This window comes from Amycolatopsis acidicola, from assembly GCF_007713735.2.
Classification (GTDB): Bacteria; Actinomycetota; Actinomycetes; order Mycobacteriales; family Pseudonocardiaceae; genus Amycolatopsis_E; species Amycolatopsis_E acidicola.
The window spans coordinates 60400-77561 of the sequence record NZ_VMNW02000013.1 but is presented as its reverse complement, the minus strand read 5'-3'; the positions used below and the strand labels follow the sequence as shown (position 1 = coordinate 77561).

The window sequence follows — 17162 nt, the reverse complement described above, 5'->3', positions numbered from 1 at the left end:
GCCAGCGTGAGATCACCCGGGCAGTACCTCGTCCAGCGCCGCGTCGGAGGCCAGGTACCCGTGCCCGCGCACGGTGCGCACCAGCGCGCCCGCGCCCACCGCGTCGAGCTTGCGCCGCACGTACCCGACGTACACCTCGACGACGTTGCGCGTGGCCGCCTGCTCGTCGCCCCAGACCGCGCGCAGCAGCTCGTCCTTCGTGACGACCGTGCCCGCGCGCCCGACAAGTACTTCCAGCAGGCCGAACTCGCGCGGGCTCAACGCCACCGGGTCGTCGTGCCAGCGCACTTCGCGCGTGGCGCGGTCGACCACGAGCCCGCCGATCCGCAACGGCCCGCGCGCGCCCTCCGACGACGCGCGGCGAAGCACCGCGCGCACCTGCGCTACGAGCACGACGAACGAGAACGGCTTCACGAGGTAGCCGTCGGCGCCGAGATCGAGCCCGTCGGCCTGGTCCACCTCGCCGTCCTTCGCGGAGATCATCAGTACCGGCGTGGAGATCCCTTGCCCGCGCAGCTGCTGCAACACCCGGTAGCCCGACAGCCCGGGCAGCATGATGTCCAGCAGCAGCACGTCGAACGACCCGGTCTGCGCCAGCCGCAGGCCGCTCGGCCCGTCCGCCGCCGTGACCACGTCCATGCCCTCCGCGCGCAGCCCGCGGTGCAGCGCCTTGCGCACACCCGGCTCGTCGTCGACCACCAGCACCCGAGGCTTCACGCTGCCTAGAATGCACGGTTTTCGCTGGCCTCGCCCCCGTTCTCAGCGACCTCTCAGCGTCTCAGGCCCATCTCAGTGCCGAAGCGGGAGCGTCTTCGGCGGGGACGGAGCACACTGGTGCTCGCCACGGACAGGGAGATGAGTTCGATGCAACCGAAGACGAAGGCCATCACCGCCGCGGTCACCGGGTCGGCGCTCGGGGTCGCCGGCCTGGCGTGGCTGGCGATGCCCGCGACCGCGGGCGAAGCTCCGCAGCTGCCGTCGATCAGCGCCGAGGAACTGGTGCAGTCCGTGCTGTCCACCAAGACGCCCGCGCTGGACGGGACGGTGAAGGTGGACAACAACCTCGGCCTGCCGACGAGCGTGCTGCCCGGCGGGACGAGCCTGAGCCTCGACGCGGCACGCGTCTACAACGACGGCAACGGCAACAGCAAGCTGTCCATCGAGCAGGGCCAGTCGGACACCACCGTGGTGCACAACGGAAACACGGTCTGGACATACACCTCGAAGGACAACACCGCGAAGAAGGTGACGGTGCCCGCCGACGTCGCCCGCGGCCAGACGGGCGACGGCCAGGTGTCCGACCCCGCGGCCGCGGCCACGCAGCTGCTGGCGAAGGTGCGCGAGAGCAGCACGGTCAGCGTCGAAGGCACCGCGCGCGTAGCCGGGCGCGCCGCGTACGAGCTGGTGCTGACGCCGAAATCGACCGAGCGCACGCTGCTGCGCGAAGTCCGCGTGGCGGTGGATTCCGAGACGCGGACGCCGCTGCGGCTCGCGGTGATGACCTACGGCACCGCCGACCCCGCGCTGCAGATCGCGTTCAGCGACGTCGAATTCACCGCGCAGCCCGCCAGCGAGTTCCAGTTCACCCCGCCGCAGGGCGCGAAGGTGACCGAGGAGCAGGCGAAGGTGCCGGACATGACGACGCAGGAGAAGGACACCAAGGTCGTCGGCGAGGGCTGGGACAGCGTCGTGGTCGGCACCGTCCCGGCGGACGCGCTCAAGCAGCGGACGGGCGAGGACGGCCAGTCCGTGGACCCGAAGAAGCTGCTCAGCCAGTTCGGCAAGCCGGTCAGCGGTGCGTTCGGCTCCGGCTACGTGATCACCACGAAGGTCGGCACGGCGCTGATCACCGACGACGGCCGCTTCGCCGCGGGCGCGGTGCCCGAGCAGGTGCTGGTCGACGCGCTGGGGACGAAGTGACGACCTCCTTCGAGGTGCGGGACGGGGTGGCGGACGAGTCGTCGGCCACCCCGGCTCCGGCGCTCGCGGCGCGGACCAGGGGGCTGCGCAAGGTGTACCGGAGCACCGTCGCGGTGGACCAGGTCGATCTGGACGTGCCCGAGGGCGCGGTGCTGGGCATGCTGGGCCCCAACGGTTCCGGCAAGACCACCACGATCCGGATGCTGCTCGGCCTGGTCCGCCCGACCGAAGGCGAAGTCGAGCTCCTCGGCCACGCCATGCCGGACGGCGCGCGGCACGCGCTGCCCGATGTCGGCGCGCTGGTCGAGGGGCCGGGCTTCCACCCGTTCCTGTCGGGCCGGGACAACCTGCACCGGATGGCGGCGGCCGAGCCCCGGCTGCGCGCGTCCGCGATCGAGCAGGCCGTCGAGGACGCGCTGGAGCGCGTCGGCCTGTCGGCGGCGGCGCATCGCCGGTACCGGGCGTACTCGCTGGGCATGAAGCAGCGTCTCGGCCTGGCCGGCGCGCTGCTGGTGCCGCGGCGGATGGTGGTGCTGGACGAGCCGACGAACGGGCTGGATCCCTCCGGCACCAGGGAAATCCGCAAGATCATCGCCGAGCTGCACGCGGACGGCGTGACCGTGGTGGTGTCCTCGCACCTGCTGGCCGAGGTGGAGGCCACCTGCACGCACGTGGCGGTGCTGCACGACGGGACAGTGGTCGCGCAGGGCGGGCTGAACGAGCTGCTGGAGTCCGGAAGTCCTGGCCTTCTGGTGTCCACTCCGGACGGTGACAAGGCGCTGGATGCGTTGCGGGAAAACCGGATCCCGGCCCGGCTGACGCCGGAAGGAGTCCGCGCGGACCTCACAACGGCGCTGGCGCCGAAGGTGGTGGAGACGCTCGTGCACGCCGGGGTGGAGGTGCACGAGGTCCGCCGCGAGCGCACCGACCTCGAAGACCTGTTCGCCCGGCTGACCCAGGGCGAGAGCGAACCGGACGGACTGTCCTCAGTAGACGCTGGAGGAGCGGCATGACAGCGGCGACCATCACCGCGGGTGTCGCGGCCGGCCCGGAACGCGTCGGGCTGGCCCGGCTCTACCGCGCCGAGCTGCGCTGGATCTTCCGCCGCCCGCGCACGCTGGTCGTGCTCGGGCTGCTGGCGCTCGTCCCGGCGGTGATCGGGATCGGGCTGGCCGTGGCGAACTCCTCCGGCTTCGGGCCGAGCGACGGCACACAGGCGGGCGACGGCGGCAACGGCCTGCTCTCGTCCGCCGCGGGCAACGCGCTGGTACTGCCGATCGCCGCGCTCGCGGTGACGCTGAACCTGTTGCTGCCGTTGACAACGGCGATGTCCGCCGGAGACGCGCTCGCGGGCGAATCGGCGAACGGCACGCTGCGCGGCTGGCTGCTCGCGCCGGTCAGCCGTGGCCGTCTGCTGCTGGTGAAGTCGCTCGGCGTGGCCACGTTCACGCTCGCCGCCACGGTGCTGATGGCGGTGGTCGGGGTGATCACCGGGCTGATCATCAACGGCACCGGGTCGCTGTTCACGCTGACCGGCACCACGCTGTCGTTCGGCGAGGCGCTGGGCAAGATCGCGGTGGCGGCGGCGTGGGTGACGCTGCAGCTGTGGGCGGTCGGCGCGGTCGCGCTGGCGATCTCGGCCTGCACCGAACACCCGATGCTGGTCGTGGTTTCGGTGCTGGCAGGGACGATCGTCTCGGCCGTGCTGCTCCTGCTGTCCGCGGTGGACTGGCTGCACCCGTTCCTGCTCCCGCGGTCCTGGGATTCGATCACCGACATACTGCGGGATCCGATGCCCACCACCGGCCTGGCCGAGGGCGCGCTCCGCGCCGCTTGCTATGTCGTGATCGGGCTTTCCCTGGCGTACGCGCGTATCACGACGAAGGACGGCTGACCACCACAACGCCCTCGGCGTCGACGGCGAGCGCGACCTCGTCACCGGGTTTGACGTCGGCGTCCACGGGCGTTGTGGCGTCCACCGTGTACTGATCGACGCGCACGCGAAGCCGTGCATGCTCGCGCCTGTGTACCTTGCTCAGCACCTCGCCGGTGACGCCCTCGTCCGCGACGTGCAGCGCGTTGGGCCGGAGCCCGAGCCGAACCGGGCCGTCCGCTTCGGGCAAGGCGACCTCACCGAGCGCGAAGCGGGCGATGCCGTCCTGCGCGGTCCCGTCGAAAAAGCTTGTCACGCCAAGGAAAGTGGCGACGTCGTCATCGGCGGGACGGCGCCAGACTTCACGCACGTCACCGATCTGCCGGACCTCCCCGGCCCGCAGCACGGCGACTCGGTCGGCCAGCGTGAAAGCTTCCTCCTGGTCGTGCGTGACCAGCAGCGCGGTGATCTTCGCGCTGCGCAACACTTCGGCGAGGTCGACAGCCAGCTGCTCCCGGAGTCCGGCGTCCAAACCGGACAGTGGCTCGTCCAGCAACAGCAGGCGCGGTTCCGGGGCGAGCGCCCGCGCGAGCGCGACCCGCTGGGCCTCGCCACCGGACAGCTCGGTGACCCGGCGCGACCCGTAACCGGCCAGGCCCACCAGTTCCAGCAACTGCTCCACGCGGCGTTCCCGTTCGCGCGCGGGCATTCTCCGCATCCGCAGCCCGAAGGCGATGTTGCCGGCGACGTCGCGGTGCGGGAACAGCTGACCGTCCTGGAACACCAGGCCGAACTCGCGTTCGTGCACGGGAACGCGCGCGAGGTCGTCCCCGTCCCAGCGGACCGTGCCCGCGGCCAGCGGCTCGAGCCCGGTGATCGCGCGCAGGAGGGTCGACTTCCCCGAGCCGGACGGGCCCAGCAACGCGAGCACCTCACCGTCGGCGATGTCCAGCGCCGCCTCGCGAACGGCGGTGAACGAGCCGTATCGGACGGTCAGGTCCTGCACGGAAAGGGACATCTCAGAACTCTCCCACCCGGCCGGCCGCCAGCCGGTCGATCACGATCACGGCGGCGACGGTCACCAGCATCAGCAGCGCGCACGCCGCGTAGGCCATCTGGTTGTTCAGCTGGCCGGGCCGCCCGATGAGCGCGGCGATCGCCACCGGCAGCGTGGGTTCCTGCGGGCGGGCAAGGAAACTCGTCGCGCCGAACTCGCCGAGCGCCACCACGTACCCGAACCCGGCGGCGGCCACCACGGACCGGATGGTCAACGGCACGTCGATCTCCCGCCACACCCGCAGCGGCCCGGCGCCGAGCGTCGCGGCGGCCTGCCGCAACCGGTCGTCGACCGAACGCAGCACCGGGAGCACGGTGCGCACGATGAGCGGGATGATCACCAGCGCCTGCGCGAGCGGCACGAGCAGCGGCGAGCGCCGCAGGTCCCCGGGCAGTGCGTCGAGCGTGATCAGGTACCCGAAGCCGACCGTGACGGCGGAGACGCCGAGCGGCAGCATCAGCGCCGCGTCCATGCTTTCGGCCAGGCCGTGGGAAATCCGGCCCGGCGTGCGCCGCAGCGTCACCACGAGGACGGCTGCGGAGACGCCGATGATCAGCGCCAGCATCGTCGCGTCGGTGGCGGTGCGCAGCGAGGTCAGCGCCGCCTCCCAGCCGGAGACCTGCAGCGTGCCATCGTTGCCGGTGCTGGAGAGCGCACGGTAACCGGCGAGACTCCAACCGTCCTCAGTGGACACCGACCGGGCGAGCAGCGCGACGATCGGCGTGAGCAGGAGGCCCAGCACGGCGACCGCGGCGGCGACCACCCACCACTCGCCCCGCACCGGCCGTCGCGCGATCTCCCGGCGTGACCGCAGGCGCAGCGCGGTTTCCCGCCGACGCCGTGCGGCCGCGCCCAGGAACAACACGGCGAGCACGGCGGCGATCTGCACCAGGGACAGCGCGGCGGCCCCGCTGAGGTCGAGCAGGTTCTCGGTGCGGAGGTAGATCTCGGTTTCCAGAGTGCGGAACCGGGCGCCGCCGAGTACCAGCACCACGCCGAAACTGGTGGCGCAGAACAAAAAGACCACTGCTGCCGCCGACAAGACGGCGGGGAGCAACGCGGGCAGCGTGACCGAGCGGAAGGCCCGCCACCGCGAAGCGCCCAGCGCACGCGCGGCGTCCTCCGCCCGCGAGTCCAGATGCCCCCACAACCCGGCGACAGTGCGCGCGATGACCGCGACGTTGAAGAACGCGTTGGCCAGCACGATCGACAGCACCCCGCCGTCCGGCCACAACGCCCGGAACGCCAGCCCGACGACGACGGTCGGCAGCACGAACGGGATCAGCACGAGGGTGCGGATCAAAGCCACGCCCGGCAGCCGCACCCTGGCGAGCACGAACGCCAACGGCATCCCGCCCAGCACGGCGAGGACTGTCGAACCGGCGGCCTGAGCCACGGTGAACGCGAGAAGCCGCCACGTCTCGCCCTCGGCGAGCGCGGTGAGCACGTCGTCCCCGACGAAGCCGCGCTTGAGGATCGCGACGACCGGCCACGCGAAGAAGACGACGAGGAACGCGAGCGGGACCAGGGCGAGCAGCCCCAGCCCCGCGCGGCTCACTGGCCGAGCAGCGAACGCCATTGCCCGATCCACTGTTCACGGCCTGCCTGCACCTGGTCGCCGGGCAGGCTCGCCGGGTTCGTCGGCAACGGCGCGGCCGTGGTCCAGGCCTTCGGCAGCTCGACGCCCTGGCGCGTCGGGTACACGTACATGTTGTCCGCGACCGTGGTCTGGAACTGTTGGGACAGCAGGAAGTCCACGACCTTCCGCGCCTTCTCCGGCTGCTTCGTCCCAGCCAGCACGCCCGCGTACTCGACCTGGCGGTAACAGGTGTCGAGCAGCGCCTTCGTGCGCGGCTTGCCGTCGTCGCCGATCTCGGCGGCAGGCGACGAGGCGTAGGAGACGACGATCGGGCGCGGGCCCTTGCCCGACGAGCCGGAGAAGTCCTGGCTGTACGCCTCTTCCCAGCCGCTCACGGTCTGCACGCCGTTGTCCTTGAGCTTCGTCCAGTACGCCTGCCAGCCCTGCTCGCCGTAATGCGCGACTGTGCCGAGCAGGAAGGCCAGCCCGGGCGAAGACGTCGCGGGGTTCTCGACGACGAGAAGGTTCTTGTAGCGCGGGTCGGTCAGGTCGTCGTAGCTCGTGGGCGCCGGGACACCGTTCGCGGCGAACCAGTTCGTGTCGACGTTCAGGCACACGTCGCCGAGGTCCACCGCCGACATCCGGTGCTCGCTGTCGACCGCGTAACGCTGAGGCCCGCGATCCGCCTCCGGGCTCGTGTAGGAGTCGAAGACGCCTTCACTGAGCGCGCGCGAGGCGAAGGTGGAGTCCACGCCGTACGCGACGTCGCCGAGCGGGTTGGCCTTCGTCAGCACGAGCGAGTTGGTCAGCGCGCCGGCGTCACCCTTCTTCAGGATGTCCAGCTTGATGCCCGTTTGTTGCTGGAAGGCGTCGATCACCTGCTGCGGCGCGGCCCACGAATCGTGCGTGACGAGGGTGACCGTGGATTCGTCGTTCTCGTCGTTGCCGCCGATCAGGCTGCAGCCCGCGGTCAGGACCCCGACCAGCCCGAGCACCAGGCCCGCGCCCCACTTGCCTTTCATGGCCCTCCTCGCCGCGCACCGGGCAGGAGAGGATCGAGTGGCCTCCCTGCGCCGGCATTATCCGGATCAGGTGCGAACGGTCGCGGGCTCTTCGGCCCGCCTCTCAGCCCGGTCAGGTACCGGACTCCCGTGGCAACCGTGCAGCGTACCCGTCCGCGTACCACCATGGGACACATGGCAGACCTGTGGACGGACGAACAGATTGCAGCCGGCCTCGGCAAGCTCGCGGGCTGGGCGCGCAGCGGTGAGTCGATCGAGCGGACGGCCGAGCTGGCGAACTTCCCGACGGCGATCCAGGTGGTGAACCGGGTGGCCGAGATCGCGGAGAGCGTCAACCACCACCCGGACATCGACATCCGTTGGCGCAAACTGACTTTCCGGCTCAGCACCCATTCGGCCGGCGGGCTGACGGAGAAGGACTTCTCGTTGGCGGAGCAGATCGACGGCGTGATCGACGCGGTGTGATCTGCCTCGCCCCGGCAACATGAACCGGGTGCCGGTGCGTTGCTCCAGTGGAGGGACGCACCATGTCGAAAATCATCACCCGGGTCGCGGGGTTCGTGGCCGTGTTCATGTTGTTGTTCGCCGGGGTCGCCGAAGCGGCCACGGCGCCGAGTAGCGCGGTGACGCCGAGCGCCGCGGCCGGGGGCGCGACGGCCAAGACGCCGGAGACGGACGCCGCGTCGTCCACCGGCGAGACGCGCGCGGTAGTGGTCGGCGGGCTGGCTTTCGTGTTGATGGTCGGTGCGGCCGGTGCCGTGCTGTGGCACACCGCACGAACCCGTAAATCAACCGATTGACCAGCACCGGAGCAGGGCGGGGTGAATTAGCTCACACACGGCGGACAGTGGTAACACTCACCGTGATCCACGCGCTGTCACCCGAGGAAGAGTCGTACTAGCCCCTCGGGACCAGTCATGAACAGCACCGCCCCTGTCCTGTCCGCCGCCCAGCGCGCCTGGGTCTCCGCTATCGCCACCACGATCACGCTGCTGGCCGTGATCGTGCTCGGCGCCGCCGGCTGAGTTTTCGGCCGCCGGCCGGGTTGTAGCTCCGGGTTTTCGCCCGGGGCTCGCCCTTTGCTCCCGGGTTTTCGCCCGGGGCTCGGCCCATTGCTTCGGGGTTTCGCCCGGGGCTCGCCGTTTCGCTTCGGGTTCCTCGCCCGAAGATCACCTTTCCGGGTGCCGTCCCGGCGGCCGGGTCTCCGGATCCGGCCGCCGGGTCTTCGGTGTTCGCTTCTCTCGGCCGATGATTTTCGCCGCCGCTCGCGGTCTGTATGTCCTGGAGACGTGTCCGCGATCCGTGGAGGAGATCCGTTGATCGACCTGAAACCGGCCTGCGACCGGATGAGCGAGCTGCTGATGGGGCTGACCGATGATCAGCTCACCAACCCCACTCCGTGCACCGAGTACGACGTGGCGGCCCTGATCCACCACGTCGACGACGGGTGTCTGCGGTTCACCGCGCTAGCCCAGCAAGACACGGGCTCGGTTTCCGCCTCCGCCGTGGAACCGAACGCGACGACGCCCGGCTGGCGAGACGAGATGGCCCAGCATCTGCGCACCCAGGGCAAGGCCTGGGACGAGCCCGCCGCCTGGCAAGGCAGCACGGATGTTGCCGGCCTGGAGTTGCCCAACGAGCGGTGGGGAAAAATCTCGCTCACCGAGCTGGTCGTGCATGGCTGGGACATCGCCCGGGCGACCGGGCTGCCGTTCGACCTGCCGGAGCGCACCTTGCAGGCGTGTCTGGCGCACGTGGCGGAGTTCGTGCCCCAGGCTCCGCTGCCGAGTTTGTGGGCTCCCCCGGTGGACGTCGCACCGGACGCACCCTTGCTGGCCCGCATCGTGGCCATCACCGGCCGGGTGCCGTAGCCGCACAGGACATCGGCTATCGGCTGAGATCCAGACATTTGGCCGCCTGGGTGCCGTAGCCGCACAAGGACATCGGCTATCGGCTGAGATCCAGACATTTGGCCGCCTGGGTGCCATAGCCGCACAAGGACATCAGCTATCGGCTGAGATCCAGACATTTGGCCGCCTGGGTGCCATAGCCGCACAAGGACATCAGCTATCGGCTGGGATCAGACGTTTTCCCGGCCGGGTGCCGACGCCACACAAGAACATCAACTATCGGCTGGGATCCAGACAGTCCGCAGCCGTCTGCGTCGCCGTGGGCTCGGGACCGGCATCGACCCTGCCGCCCGCCGCGGCCGCCAACCCGGGGCACGTGCAAGCCCCGACAGCCACCGGCCCGCGCCAGACCTTGCCAGCCCGTCTGCCGTCGCCGTGGGCTGGGCTCAGACGTTGAAGCGGAACTCGACCACGTCGCCGTCCGCCATGACGTAGTCCTTGCCTTCCATCCGCACCTTGCCCGCGGACCGCGCGGCCGCCATCGAGCCGGCCTCCATCAGGTCGTCGTAGGAGACGATCTCCGCCTTGATGAACCCGCGCTCGAAGTCGGTATGGATCACGCCAGCGGCCTGCGGCGCCGTCGCCCCCTTGGGGATGGTCCAGGCGCGCGATTCCTTCGGCCCCGCGGTCAGGTAGGTCTGCAGACCCAGCGTGTGGAAACCCGCGCGAGCCAAGGCGTTCAGCCCTGGCTCGGGCTGGCCGACCGACTCCAGCAGCTCGCGGACGGACTCTTCGTCGTCCAGCTCGAGCAGCTCCGCCTCGATCTTGGCGTCCAGGAACACCGCGTCGGCGGGCGCGACGAGCTTGCTCAGCTCTTCGCGCTTCGCCTCGTCGGTCAGGATGCCTTCGTCGGCGTTGAACACGTAGAGGAACGGCTTCGTCGTGAGCAGGCTCAGCTCCCGCAGCAACGCACCGTCGACCTCTTTCTGGGCGGAGAAAAGCGTCCGGCCGCTGTCGAGGATCTCCTTGGCCTGCTGCGCCGCTTCCAGCGCCGGCCGGTTCTCCTTCTTGGTGCGCGCCTCTTTTTCCAGCCGCGGCAACGCCTTCTCGAGCGTCTGCAGGTCGGCGAGGATCAGCTCCGTGTTGATCGTCTCGATGTCGGACGACGGGTCGATCCGGCCGTCGACGTGCACCACGTCGGGGTCGTCGAACACGCGGATGACCTGGCAGATCGCGTTGGCCTCACGGATGTTGGCCAGGAACTTGTTGCCGAGCCCCGCCCCCTCGGACGCGCCCTTCACGATGCCCGCGATGTCCACAAAGGACACCGTCGCCGGGACGACCTTCTCCGAGTGGAACAGCTCGGCGAGCTTGTCCAGCCGCGGGTCCGGCAGCGGCACGACGCCGACGTTCGGCTCGATCGTGGCGAACGGGTAGTTCGCGGCGAGCACGTCGTTGCGGGTCAGCGCGTTGAAGAGGGTGGACTTGCCGACGTTGGGCAGCCCGACGATGCCGAGGGTGAGACTCACGGGCGTCGAGTCTACGTGCGGCCCCGCGCGCGGCCGCCTGCCACCCCGCCGCCCTGGCCGCCCATCCTCGTGTCGGATTCCCGCCAGTCAACTCGCTGACCTGCTGGCAGGATCGAGGTATGACAGCCGTAGCCACCCCCGCCGAGCAGGCGGTTTGGCGCGACGCGGAGCGTTGCTACCGCGCCGTCGCGTCCCGGGACGCCCGCTTCGACGGCCAGTTCATCGTGGCCGTGAAGACCACGGGCATCTACTGCCGGCCGTCCTGCCCGGCGCTCACGCCGAAGGCAGTCAACGTGCGCTTCTACCCGACTTCGGCGGCCGCGCAGGCCAGCGGCTTCCGCGCCTGCCGCCGGTGCCTGCCCGACGCGGTGCCCGGTTCGCCGGAGTGGAACCTGCGCGCCGACCTCGCCTCCAGGGCGATGCGGCTCATCGCCGACGGCGTCGTCGAGCGCGACGGCGTGCCCGGCCTGGCCCGGCGCCTCGGGTATTCGGAGCGCCAGCTCGGCCGGGTGCTCACGACGGAGCTCGGCGCCGGGCCGCTCGCGCTGGCCCGCGCCCACCGCGCGCACTCCGCGCGGCTGCTCATAGAGCTGTCCGAGCTGCCGCTCGCCGACGTCGCCTTCGCGTCCGGGTTTTCCAGCGTGCGCCAGTTCAACGACACCATCCGCGAGGTCTTCGCGCGCACGCCGTCGCAGCTGAGGGCTTCCGCCACCACCGCACGCCGGAAGGCGAACGGCGCGCGGCAAGAGCCCGCGCCCGCCACCGGCACGAAGCTCAGCCTCCGCCTGCCCTACCGGAAGCCTTTCGACGCCGCCGGCGTCTTCGGCTTCCTGGCGGCCAGGACCGTCACCGGCGTCGAATGGGCAACCGACGGCGGCTACGGACGCACGCTCCGACTGCCCCACGGCCCGGCGACCATTTGGCTCGGGCCGCAGGACGGCCACGTCCGCTGCGAGCTCCAGCTCGCCGACGTGCGCGACCTCGGCAGCGCCGTGGCCCGCGCCCGCCGCCTGCTCGACCTCGACGCGGACCCGGAAGCCGTGCTGCGCGTACTGCGAGCCGACCCCGCGCTCGCGCCCGTCGTCGAGGAAGCACCGGGCATCCGGGTACCCGGCGCCGTCGACGGACCTGAGCTGCTGCTGCGCACCATGCTCGGCCAGCAGGTCTCGGTCGCGGCGGCACGCACGGCCGCGGGCACGCTCGCCGAAGCGCTCGGCGAACCGATGCCGTGGCCCGGCGGCACGCTGTTCCCGAGGCCCGATGCCATCGCCGAACGCGGCCAGGAGGTCCTTCGCGGACCCGAGCGCCGGACCACCGCGATCCGCGCGGTCGCCGAAGCACTCGCCTCCGGCACCATCGACGTGCACGTCGGCCGCGACGCCGACGAGCTCCGTGCCGAGCTGCTCACCCTGCCCGGCGTAGGCCCGTGGACAGCCGACTACGTGCTGATGCGCGTACTCGGCAGCCCCGACGTCCTGCTCACGGACGACCTGGTGCTGCGCAAGAGCGCGGCAGCCCTCGGCCTCGACGACCTCACCGGACACGCCCAGGCTTGGCGGCCCTGGCGCTCCTACGCCGGCATGTACCTCTGGCGCAGCGCACACCCCACCGCCGCCTGACCCGCCGACACGACAACCACATCCAAGGAGACCGCCATGAGCATCGCCCACTGGTCCACAATGGACACACCCATCGGCCCCTTCACGGCCGTCGTCGCCTCGGACGGGGCCGTCCTGGCCTCGGGCTGGACCGCCGACGTCACCGAGCTGACCCCGCTCATCGCCCCTTCGCTCGCGCCGAGCGAGCTGCGGGAGAAACGGGACCTCGGCAAGGTCACGGCCGCGATCCGCGGCTACCACGCAGGCGAGCTGGACGTGATCAACGACGTGCCCGTCCGGCAGCGTTCCGGCGAGTTCCGCCAACACGCGTGGGACGTGCTGCGCACGGTGCCCGCCGGAAAACCGGTCAGCTACGGCGAGTACGCCGCGCTCGCCGGCAGGCCCACGGCCATCCGGGCGGCCGCGTCCGCGTGTTCACGCAACCCGACGGCGTTGTTCGTACCCTGTCACCGGGTGCTGCGCACCGGCGGCGCCATGGGCGGCTTCCGCTGGGGGCTCGACGTGAAGCGCTGGCTGCTCACGCACGAATCCCCGGAGCGGGTCGCCGGGCTCGGCTGAAGGTCACATCTGGACCTCCAATGTCGAACCGGTCCGCGCCTTGCGCACCCGCAACCGGGTAGGGATGCGCTGGCGCAGTTCCTCGACGTGCGAGACGAGTCCGACCACTCGCCCACCGGCACGGAGCTCGTCGAGGATGTCCATCACGACGTCGAGGGTTTCGGCATCGAGCGTGCCGAAACCCTCGTCGACGAAGAGTGTGTCCAGCAGCGCGCCACCGGTCTCGGCGGCGACGACATCCGCCAGGCCGAGCGCGAGCGAAAGCGAGGCCAGGAAGGACTCGCCGCCGGACAGGGTTTTGGCCGGGCGGATCGTGCCGGAGTAGTCGTCCAGCACGTCGAGGCCGAGGCCGCCTTTCGTGCCGCGCGCGCCCTTCGCGTCGGAGTGCACGAACGAATACCGGCCTTGGCTCATCGTCCGCAGCCGGGCTGTCGCGGCGACGGCGACCTCTTCCAGCCGGGCCGCCAGCACGTACGAACGCAGCGACATCCTGCGCGCGTTCTGACCGCGGCCGTTGACCACGTCGGTGAGCGCGTCCAGCTCGGCGAACTCGGCTTCGAGCGGACGGATCGCCCGCTCCTCGGCTTCGAGCCGTTCGGCGATCGAATCCAGGTCCTTCGCCCGGCTCGCCGCCGCACGCGTTGCCGCGACCGCCGTCTCGGCCTCCGTTCGAGCCGCCTTCGCCGCTGTGGCCGCCGATTCGAGGTCCACTTCGTCACGCGGGGAGATTCCGGCGAGCTCCGGTTCGGCCAGCACGCTCCGCGCGGCGGCTTCCTCCTTCGCGGCGTCGGACAGCTTCTTTTCCAGCCTCGACACGGTTTTCTCGGGCCGAACGGCGTCCCGCAGCTCATCGACCGACGAGAAACCCGCCCGCTCCAAGGCTTCCCGCAGCTCCGCCTGCCGCCGCGAGAGCTGATCCTCCGCCGTCACCCGCCGGAGCCTCGCCTCCGCGAGCGCGTCCAACGCACGCACCACCCCGGTCAGATGGGCGCGGCGGGAACTCACGTCCGCGTGTTCACCGCGAGCGGCTTCGAGCCGCCGGCCGCGTTCCTCGATGTGCACGGCGAGCGTCCGGCGCTGGGTTTCAGCTTCTGTCACGGCGTTTTCGGCCGCCAGCCGCTTCTCTTGGAGCGACGCCGACTCGGCCTCCGCCTCCTTGGTGCCGGCAACCAGTTCGGCCTTCCGCTTCGCCAGCGCCGACGCCCTGGCCAGCTCGACCCGAACCTGGTCCAGTTCGGTGCTCAGCTCGGCTTCGGTGCGGCCACGCAAACGTTCGCGCAAAGCGGTCAGCGCTGTTTCGGCCCGATGCCGCGCATTCTCCGCCGCTGTCCGCGACTGCTCCGCCCGGCGCTCGGCCGCCTCCGCGGTGGCTTCCTGCTCGCGGTCGACCAATCCCTTCGTGGCCTGCGCCAGCACCGGGTGATCACCGGAACCGCAGACCGGGCAGGGTGCACCGTCGACGAGGCGGGCAGCGAGCTCCGCCGCCATGCCGTCGAGGCGCAACGCCCGCAACTCGAGGCGATGTTCCCTGGCTTCCAGGTGATGCTCCGTCGCAGCCCGGACCTCGTCCTCCGCGCGGCGCAACGCTGCTTCGGCGGCCGGCAGCCCGGTGGCGTCGCGCACCCCGGCAACCAGCTCGGTTTCCTTGGCGCGCAAAGCTTCCAGCTGGACCTCGGCCGCGTTGGCCGCCTCGAGACCCGCGCGGAGCTTCGCCAGTTTCTCCGGCAGGCCGGTCAGTTTCGCGGACAGCACAGCCGTTCGTTCGCGTGCTTCCGAAGCCACCTCGCCGAGCCGCTTCAACTCTCGCTCGTCACGGCGTTGCTGCTCGGCTTCCGCGACCAGTCCGGCAAGCGCACCCGCCTCTTCACGCAGCTCCCCGGCCAACCGCCGCAGCTCCGGGACCTCCGCGTCCGCCGGGCCGTGTTCGCCCAGTTCGTGAGCCTGGCGCTGCTCCCCCTGCCGCGCCTGCTCCAACTCCTGCGCACAACGTTCGGCCTGCGTGGCCACACCGGCGACCGTCGCCGCGCGGTGAGCTGCCTCGACCTCGGCCGACCAGCGCTTCAGCTCAGGCTGCTGCTCTTCCAGGGCCGCCAGTTTGCGATGGGCGGCCCGGACCCGGTGCAACCGCTCCGCCGCCGTCCGGCGCTCGGCCAGCACCGTCTCGGCCTTCTCCTGCACGGACCGCGCCCGCGCCTCCACCGCTTCGGCTTCGCGAACGCTCTCCGCCGCACGCTCCCGGATACCGGCCACCCAGTCGGGCAAGCCCTCCTCCGGCGCCTCTTCGCGCGCCACTTGCGCGAAGCGGGCAACCCATTCCCGCGCTCCCTGCCGCCGACGGTCCAGCTCCTGCCTGCGCTCCAGGCGGAGGTTGCGGAACCACGCCTCCACATCGGCGAATCGCTTGGTACCGAACAACTTTTCCAGCAACCGCTCGCGCTCGTCGGTGTCCGCGCGGAGGAAACGCGCGAACTCGCCCTGCGGCAACAGGACGACCTGGAAGAACTGGTCGGCGCTCATCCCGAGCAGCCCCTGCACGGTGCGACCGACCTCGTCGATCCTGGTCAGCCCCTCCGCCGGGTATCCGGCCGGAACGCCGTCGAGCCAGGTCAGCGAGGCCCTGGCCTGCTGCTTCGTCGTCCCGTCACCACGGCGCTTGGGCCGTTCGTACTCCGGGGAGCGCACCAACTTCATCCGCTGGCCCTGCACTGTCAGCTCCAGCGCGATCTCCGTGGAGTCCTCCGGCGCTGCCGAATCACACCGCAGCTGCTTGACCTCGCCGCGCGCGCCCGGCACCACACCGAACAACGCGAACGCCACCGCGTCCAGCAACGTCGTCTTGCCCGCGCCCGTTTCCCCGTGCAGCAGGAACAACCCGTCGGAACCGAGCGCGTCGAAATCCACCACTTCGCGCCCGCGGTACGGGCCGAACGCGGCGACCTCCAGCCGGTGCAGCCTCATGACTCACCCCTGCCCGCGGTCTCCAGGGCGCGGCGCAACAACTTCTGCTCGCTCTCGCTCGGGGGCGCGCCCCGGCAGTCATCGAGGAAGTTCCGCGCGATCTCCGTGTCCGACCGCCCGCTCACCGCCTCCGCGTAGCGCAGGTTCGCCGTGGTGTTGCCGTTCTCCGGTTGCCAGTCGAGGTGCACGGCGTACGGAAAGCGCTGCCGCAGCTTGCGCATCGCGTCGACCGGGCGGACGGAATCGGTCAGTGTCACCGAAAGGTACGACTCCACGAGATCCTCGTGCTCCGGCGCCTCGATCAGCTCCTCCAGATAGCCGCGGAGCTTCGCCAGCGTCCGGGGAACCGGCAGCTCGTGCCGGCGGACCCCGGCGAGCCCGTTCCCGTCGACGTCCACCAGCCACACCGATTTCCGTTGCTGCGCCTCGGAAAACGAGTAGGCCACCGGACTTCCCGAATAGCGGAGGTGTTCGGCCAGCGTCTGCGGCCCGTGCAGATGCCCGAGCGCGACGTAGTCCACCCCGTCGAAGACCTCGGCGCCGACCTGCTCCACGCCGCCGACCGCGATGGTCCGCTCGGAATCGGTGCCCTGCCCGCCGGTGACGAAAGCATGCGCGAGCACGACCGACCGGGCGCCTTCCCTGCGCGAAAGGTCGGCGCGTATGCGCCGCATCGCCTCACGCAGGACTCCGTTGTGTCCCTTGGCATCCGGCACCCCGAGTGCATGCCTCGCCGGTTCCGGTTCGAGGTACGGGATGCCGTAGACGGCCACCGCGCCGTGCTCGTCCTCGAACAGGACCGGGTCGTCGATGCGGTCGATCGTGGTGCGCAGATGAAGACCGCCGGCGGCCGCGAAATCCCCGAACGCGCCGAGCCGGGGCGCGGAATCGTGGTTGCCCGACGTGAGCACCAGCCGCGCGCCGGCCTGCCTCAACCGCAGCATCGCCTTGTTCGCGATCTGCACCGCCTCGGCGGAAGGCACCGCGCGGTCGTAGATGTCCCCGGACACCAGCACGACGTCCACCGCCTCGGCGGACACCAGCTCCGCGAGGTGGGCGAGCACGGCGTCCTGCTCGGCGAGCAGGTCCGCGCCGTGGAACGTGCGTCCGACGTGCCAGTCGGAGGTGTGCAGGAATCTCACAGCGCCCAAGCTAAGGCCGGGTACCGACAAAAACCCGGAGACATGCCGCGGGAGT

At 70.8% G+C, this 17162-nt stretch carries 15 protein-coding genes and 1 riboswitch; of the genes, 8 read left to right on the top strand and 7 right to left on the bottom strand.

Translation table 11 applies throughout. From position 1 onward, the window contains the following. Positions 1-12: 12 nt before the first annotated feature. Positions 13-717 carry a response regulator transcription factor gene (locus FPZ12_RS11920; RefSeq protein WP_166462699.1) on the bottom strand — a complete coding sequence of 235 codons (705 nt, stop codon included), beginning with the start codon at positions 715-717 and terminating at the stop codon, positions 13-15. Positions 718-864: 147 nt separating this feature from the next. Between FPZ12_RS11920 and FPZ12_RS11915 the strand changes: the two genes are divergently transcribed. From FPZ12_RS11915 to FPZ12_RS11905, 3 genes are read left to right on the top strand one after another with little or no spacing between them, the layout of a single operon-like run. Then, on the top strand, positions 865-1920 hold the full coding sequence (locus tag FPZ12_RS11915; RefSeq protein ID WP_144747981.1) for a LolA family protein: 1056 nt from the start codon (positions 865-867) through the stop codon (positions 1918-1920). Continuing rightward, the gene (locus FPZ12_RS11910; RefSeq protein ID WP_144747928.1) at positions 1917-2933 is read left to right on the top strand and encodes an ABC transporter ATP-binding protein; all 1017 of its coding nucleotides are present in this window, start codon (positions 1917-1919) and stop codon (positions 2931-2933) included. Before FPZ12_RS11915 ends, FPZ12_RS11910 begins: the two co-directional genes overlap by 4 nt. Then, a complete protein-coding gene (locus FPZ12_RS11905) occupies positions 2930-3814 on the top strand; it encodes an ABC transporter permease (protein WP_166462698.1) in 885 nt (294 codons plus the stop codon). Before FPZ12_RS11910 ends, FPZ12_RS11905 begins: the two co-directional genes overlap by 4 nt. Here the strand turns inward: FPZ12_RS11905 and FPZ12_RS11900 are convergent. The 3 genes from FPZ12_RS11900 to FPZ12_RS11890 are packed head-to-tail and all read right to left on the bottom strand — an operon-like array spanning position 3795 to position 7451. Next, positions 3795-4811 (bottom strand): ABC transporter ATP-binding protein, encoded by a 1017-nt coding sequence (locus tag FPZ12_RS11900; RefSeq protein ID WP_144747929.1) that lies wholly within the window; start codon positions 4809-4811, stop codon positions 3795-3797. The genes FPZ12_RS11905 and FPZ12_RS11900 overlap by 20 nt on opposite strands. A 1-nt stretch (position 4812) precedes the next feature. Then, positions 4813-6429 carry an ABC transporter permease gene (locus FPZ12_RS11895; protein ID WP_166462697.1) on the bottom strand — a complete coding sequence of 539 codons (1617 nt, stop codon included), beginning with the start codon at positions 6427-6429 and terminating at the stop codon, positions 4813-4815. Beyond that, complete coding sequence (locus tag FPZ12_RS11890) at positions 6405-7451, bottom strand: thiamine ABC transporter substrate-binding protein (protein ID WP_144747930.1); 1047 nt, start codon at positions 7449-7451, stop codon at positions 6405-6407. Before FPZ12_RS11890 ends, FPZ12_RS11895 begins: the two co-directional genes overlap by 25 nt. A 26-nt stretch (positions 7452-7477) precedes the next feature. After that, a riboswitch (TPP riboswitch) is annotated at positions 7478-7592 on the bottom strand. A 33-nt stretch (positions 7593-7625) separates the two neighbouring features. On the opposite strand from FPZ12_RS11890, the gene FPZ12_RS11885 reads away from it, so the two are divergent. The 3 genes from FPZ12_RS11885 to FPZ12_RS11875 all read left to right on the top strand — a co-directional run bounded on the left by FPZ12_RS11885 (position 7626) and on the right by FPZ12_RS11875 (position 9322). Continuing rightward, the gene (locus FPZ12_RS11885; protein ID WP_144747931.1) at positions 7626-7916 is read left to right on the top strand and encodes a 4a-hydroxytetrahydrobiopterin dehydratase; all 291 of its coding nucleotides are present in this window, start codon (positions 7626-7628) and stop codon (positions 7914-7916) included. A gap of 62 nt (positions 7917-7978) precedes the next feature. Further along, positions 7979-8251 carry a hypothetical protein gene (locus FPZ12_RS11880; RefSeq protein ID WP_144747932.1) on the top strand — a complete coding sequence of 91 codons (273 nt, stop codon included), beginning with the start codon at positions 7979-7981 and terminating at the stop codon, positions 8249-8251. Between the two features lie 516 nt (positions 8252-8767). Beyond that, entirely contained in the window at positions 8768-9322 is a 555-nt protein-coding gene (locus tag FPZ12_RS11875; protein WP_144747933.1) for a TIGR03086 family metal-binding protein, read from the top strand. 425 nt (positions 9323-9747) lie between these two features. On the opposite strand, the gene ychF is transcribed toward FPZ12_RS11875, so the two are convergent. Then, on the bottom strand, positions 9748-10830 hold the full coding sequence (gene ychF / locus FPZ12_RS11870; protein WP_144747934.1) for a redox-regulated ATPase YchF: 1083 nt from the start codon (positions 10828-10830) through the stop codon (positions 9748-9750). Positions 10831-10949: 119 nt separating this feature from the next. On the opposite strand from ychF, the gene FPZ12_RS11865 reads away from it, so the two are divergent. Together FPZ12_RS11865 and FPZ12_RS11860 are read left to right on the top strand one after the other, a co-directional pair. Then, complete coding sequence (locus FPZ12_RS11865; protein WP_144747935.1) at positions 10950-12449, top strand: DNA-3-methyladenine glycosylase 2; 1500 nt, start codon at positions 10950-10952, stop codon at positions 12447-12449. 36 nt (positions 12450-12485) lie between these two features. Continuing rightward, positions 12486-13007 carry a methylated-DNA--[protein]-cysteine S-methyltransferase gene (locus tag FPZ12_RS11860; protein WP_144747936.1) on the top strand — a complete coding sequence of 174 codons (522 nt, stop codon included), beginning with the start codon at positions 12486-12488 and terminating at the stop codon, positions 13005-13007. Positions 13008-13010: 3 nt separating this feature from the next. Here the strand turns inward: FPZ12_RS11860 and FPZ12_RS11855 are convergent, their stop codons facing one another. Together FPZ12_RS11855 and FPZ12_RS11850 are read right to left on the bottom strand one after the other, a co-directional pair. Beyond that, positions 13011-15965, bottom strand: coding sequence for an AAA family ATPase (locus tag FPZ12_RS11855; protein WP_144747937.1), 2955 nt, complete (start codon positions 15963-15965; stop codon positions 13011-13013). After that, on the bottom strand, positions 15962-17107 hold the full coding sequence (locus tag FPZ12_RS11850) for an exonuclease SbcCD subunit D (RefSeq protein WP_166462696.1): 1146 nt from the start codon (positions 17105-17107) through the stop codon (positions 15962-15964). Before FPZ12_RS11850 ends, FPZ12_RS11855 begins: the two co-directional genes overlap by 4 nt. Positions 17108-17162: the final 55 nt, after the last annotated feature.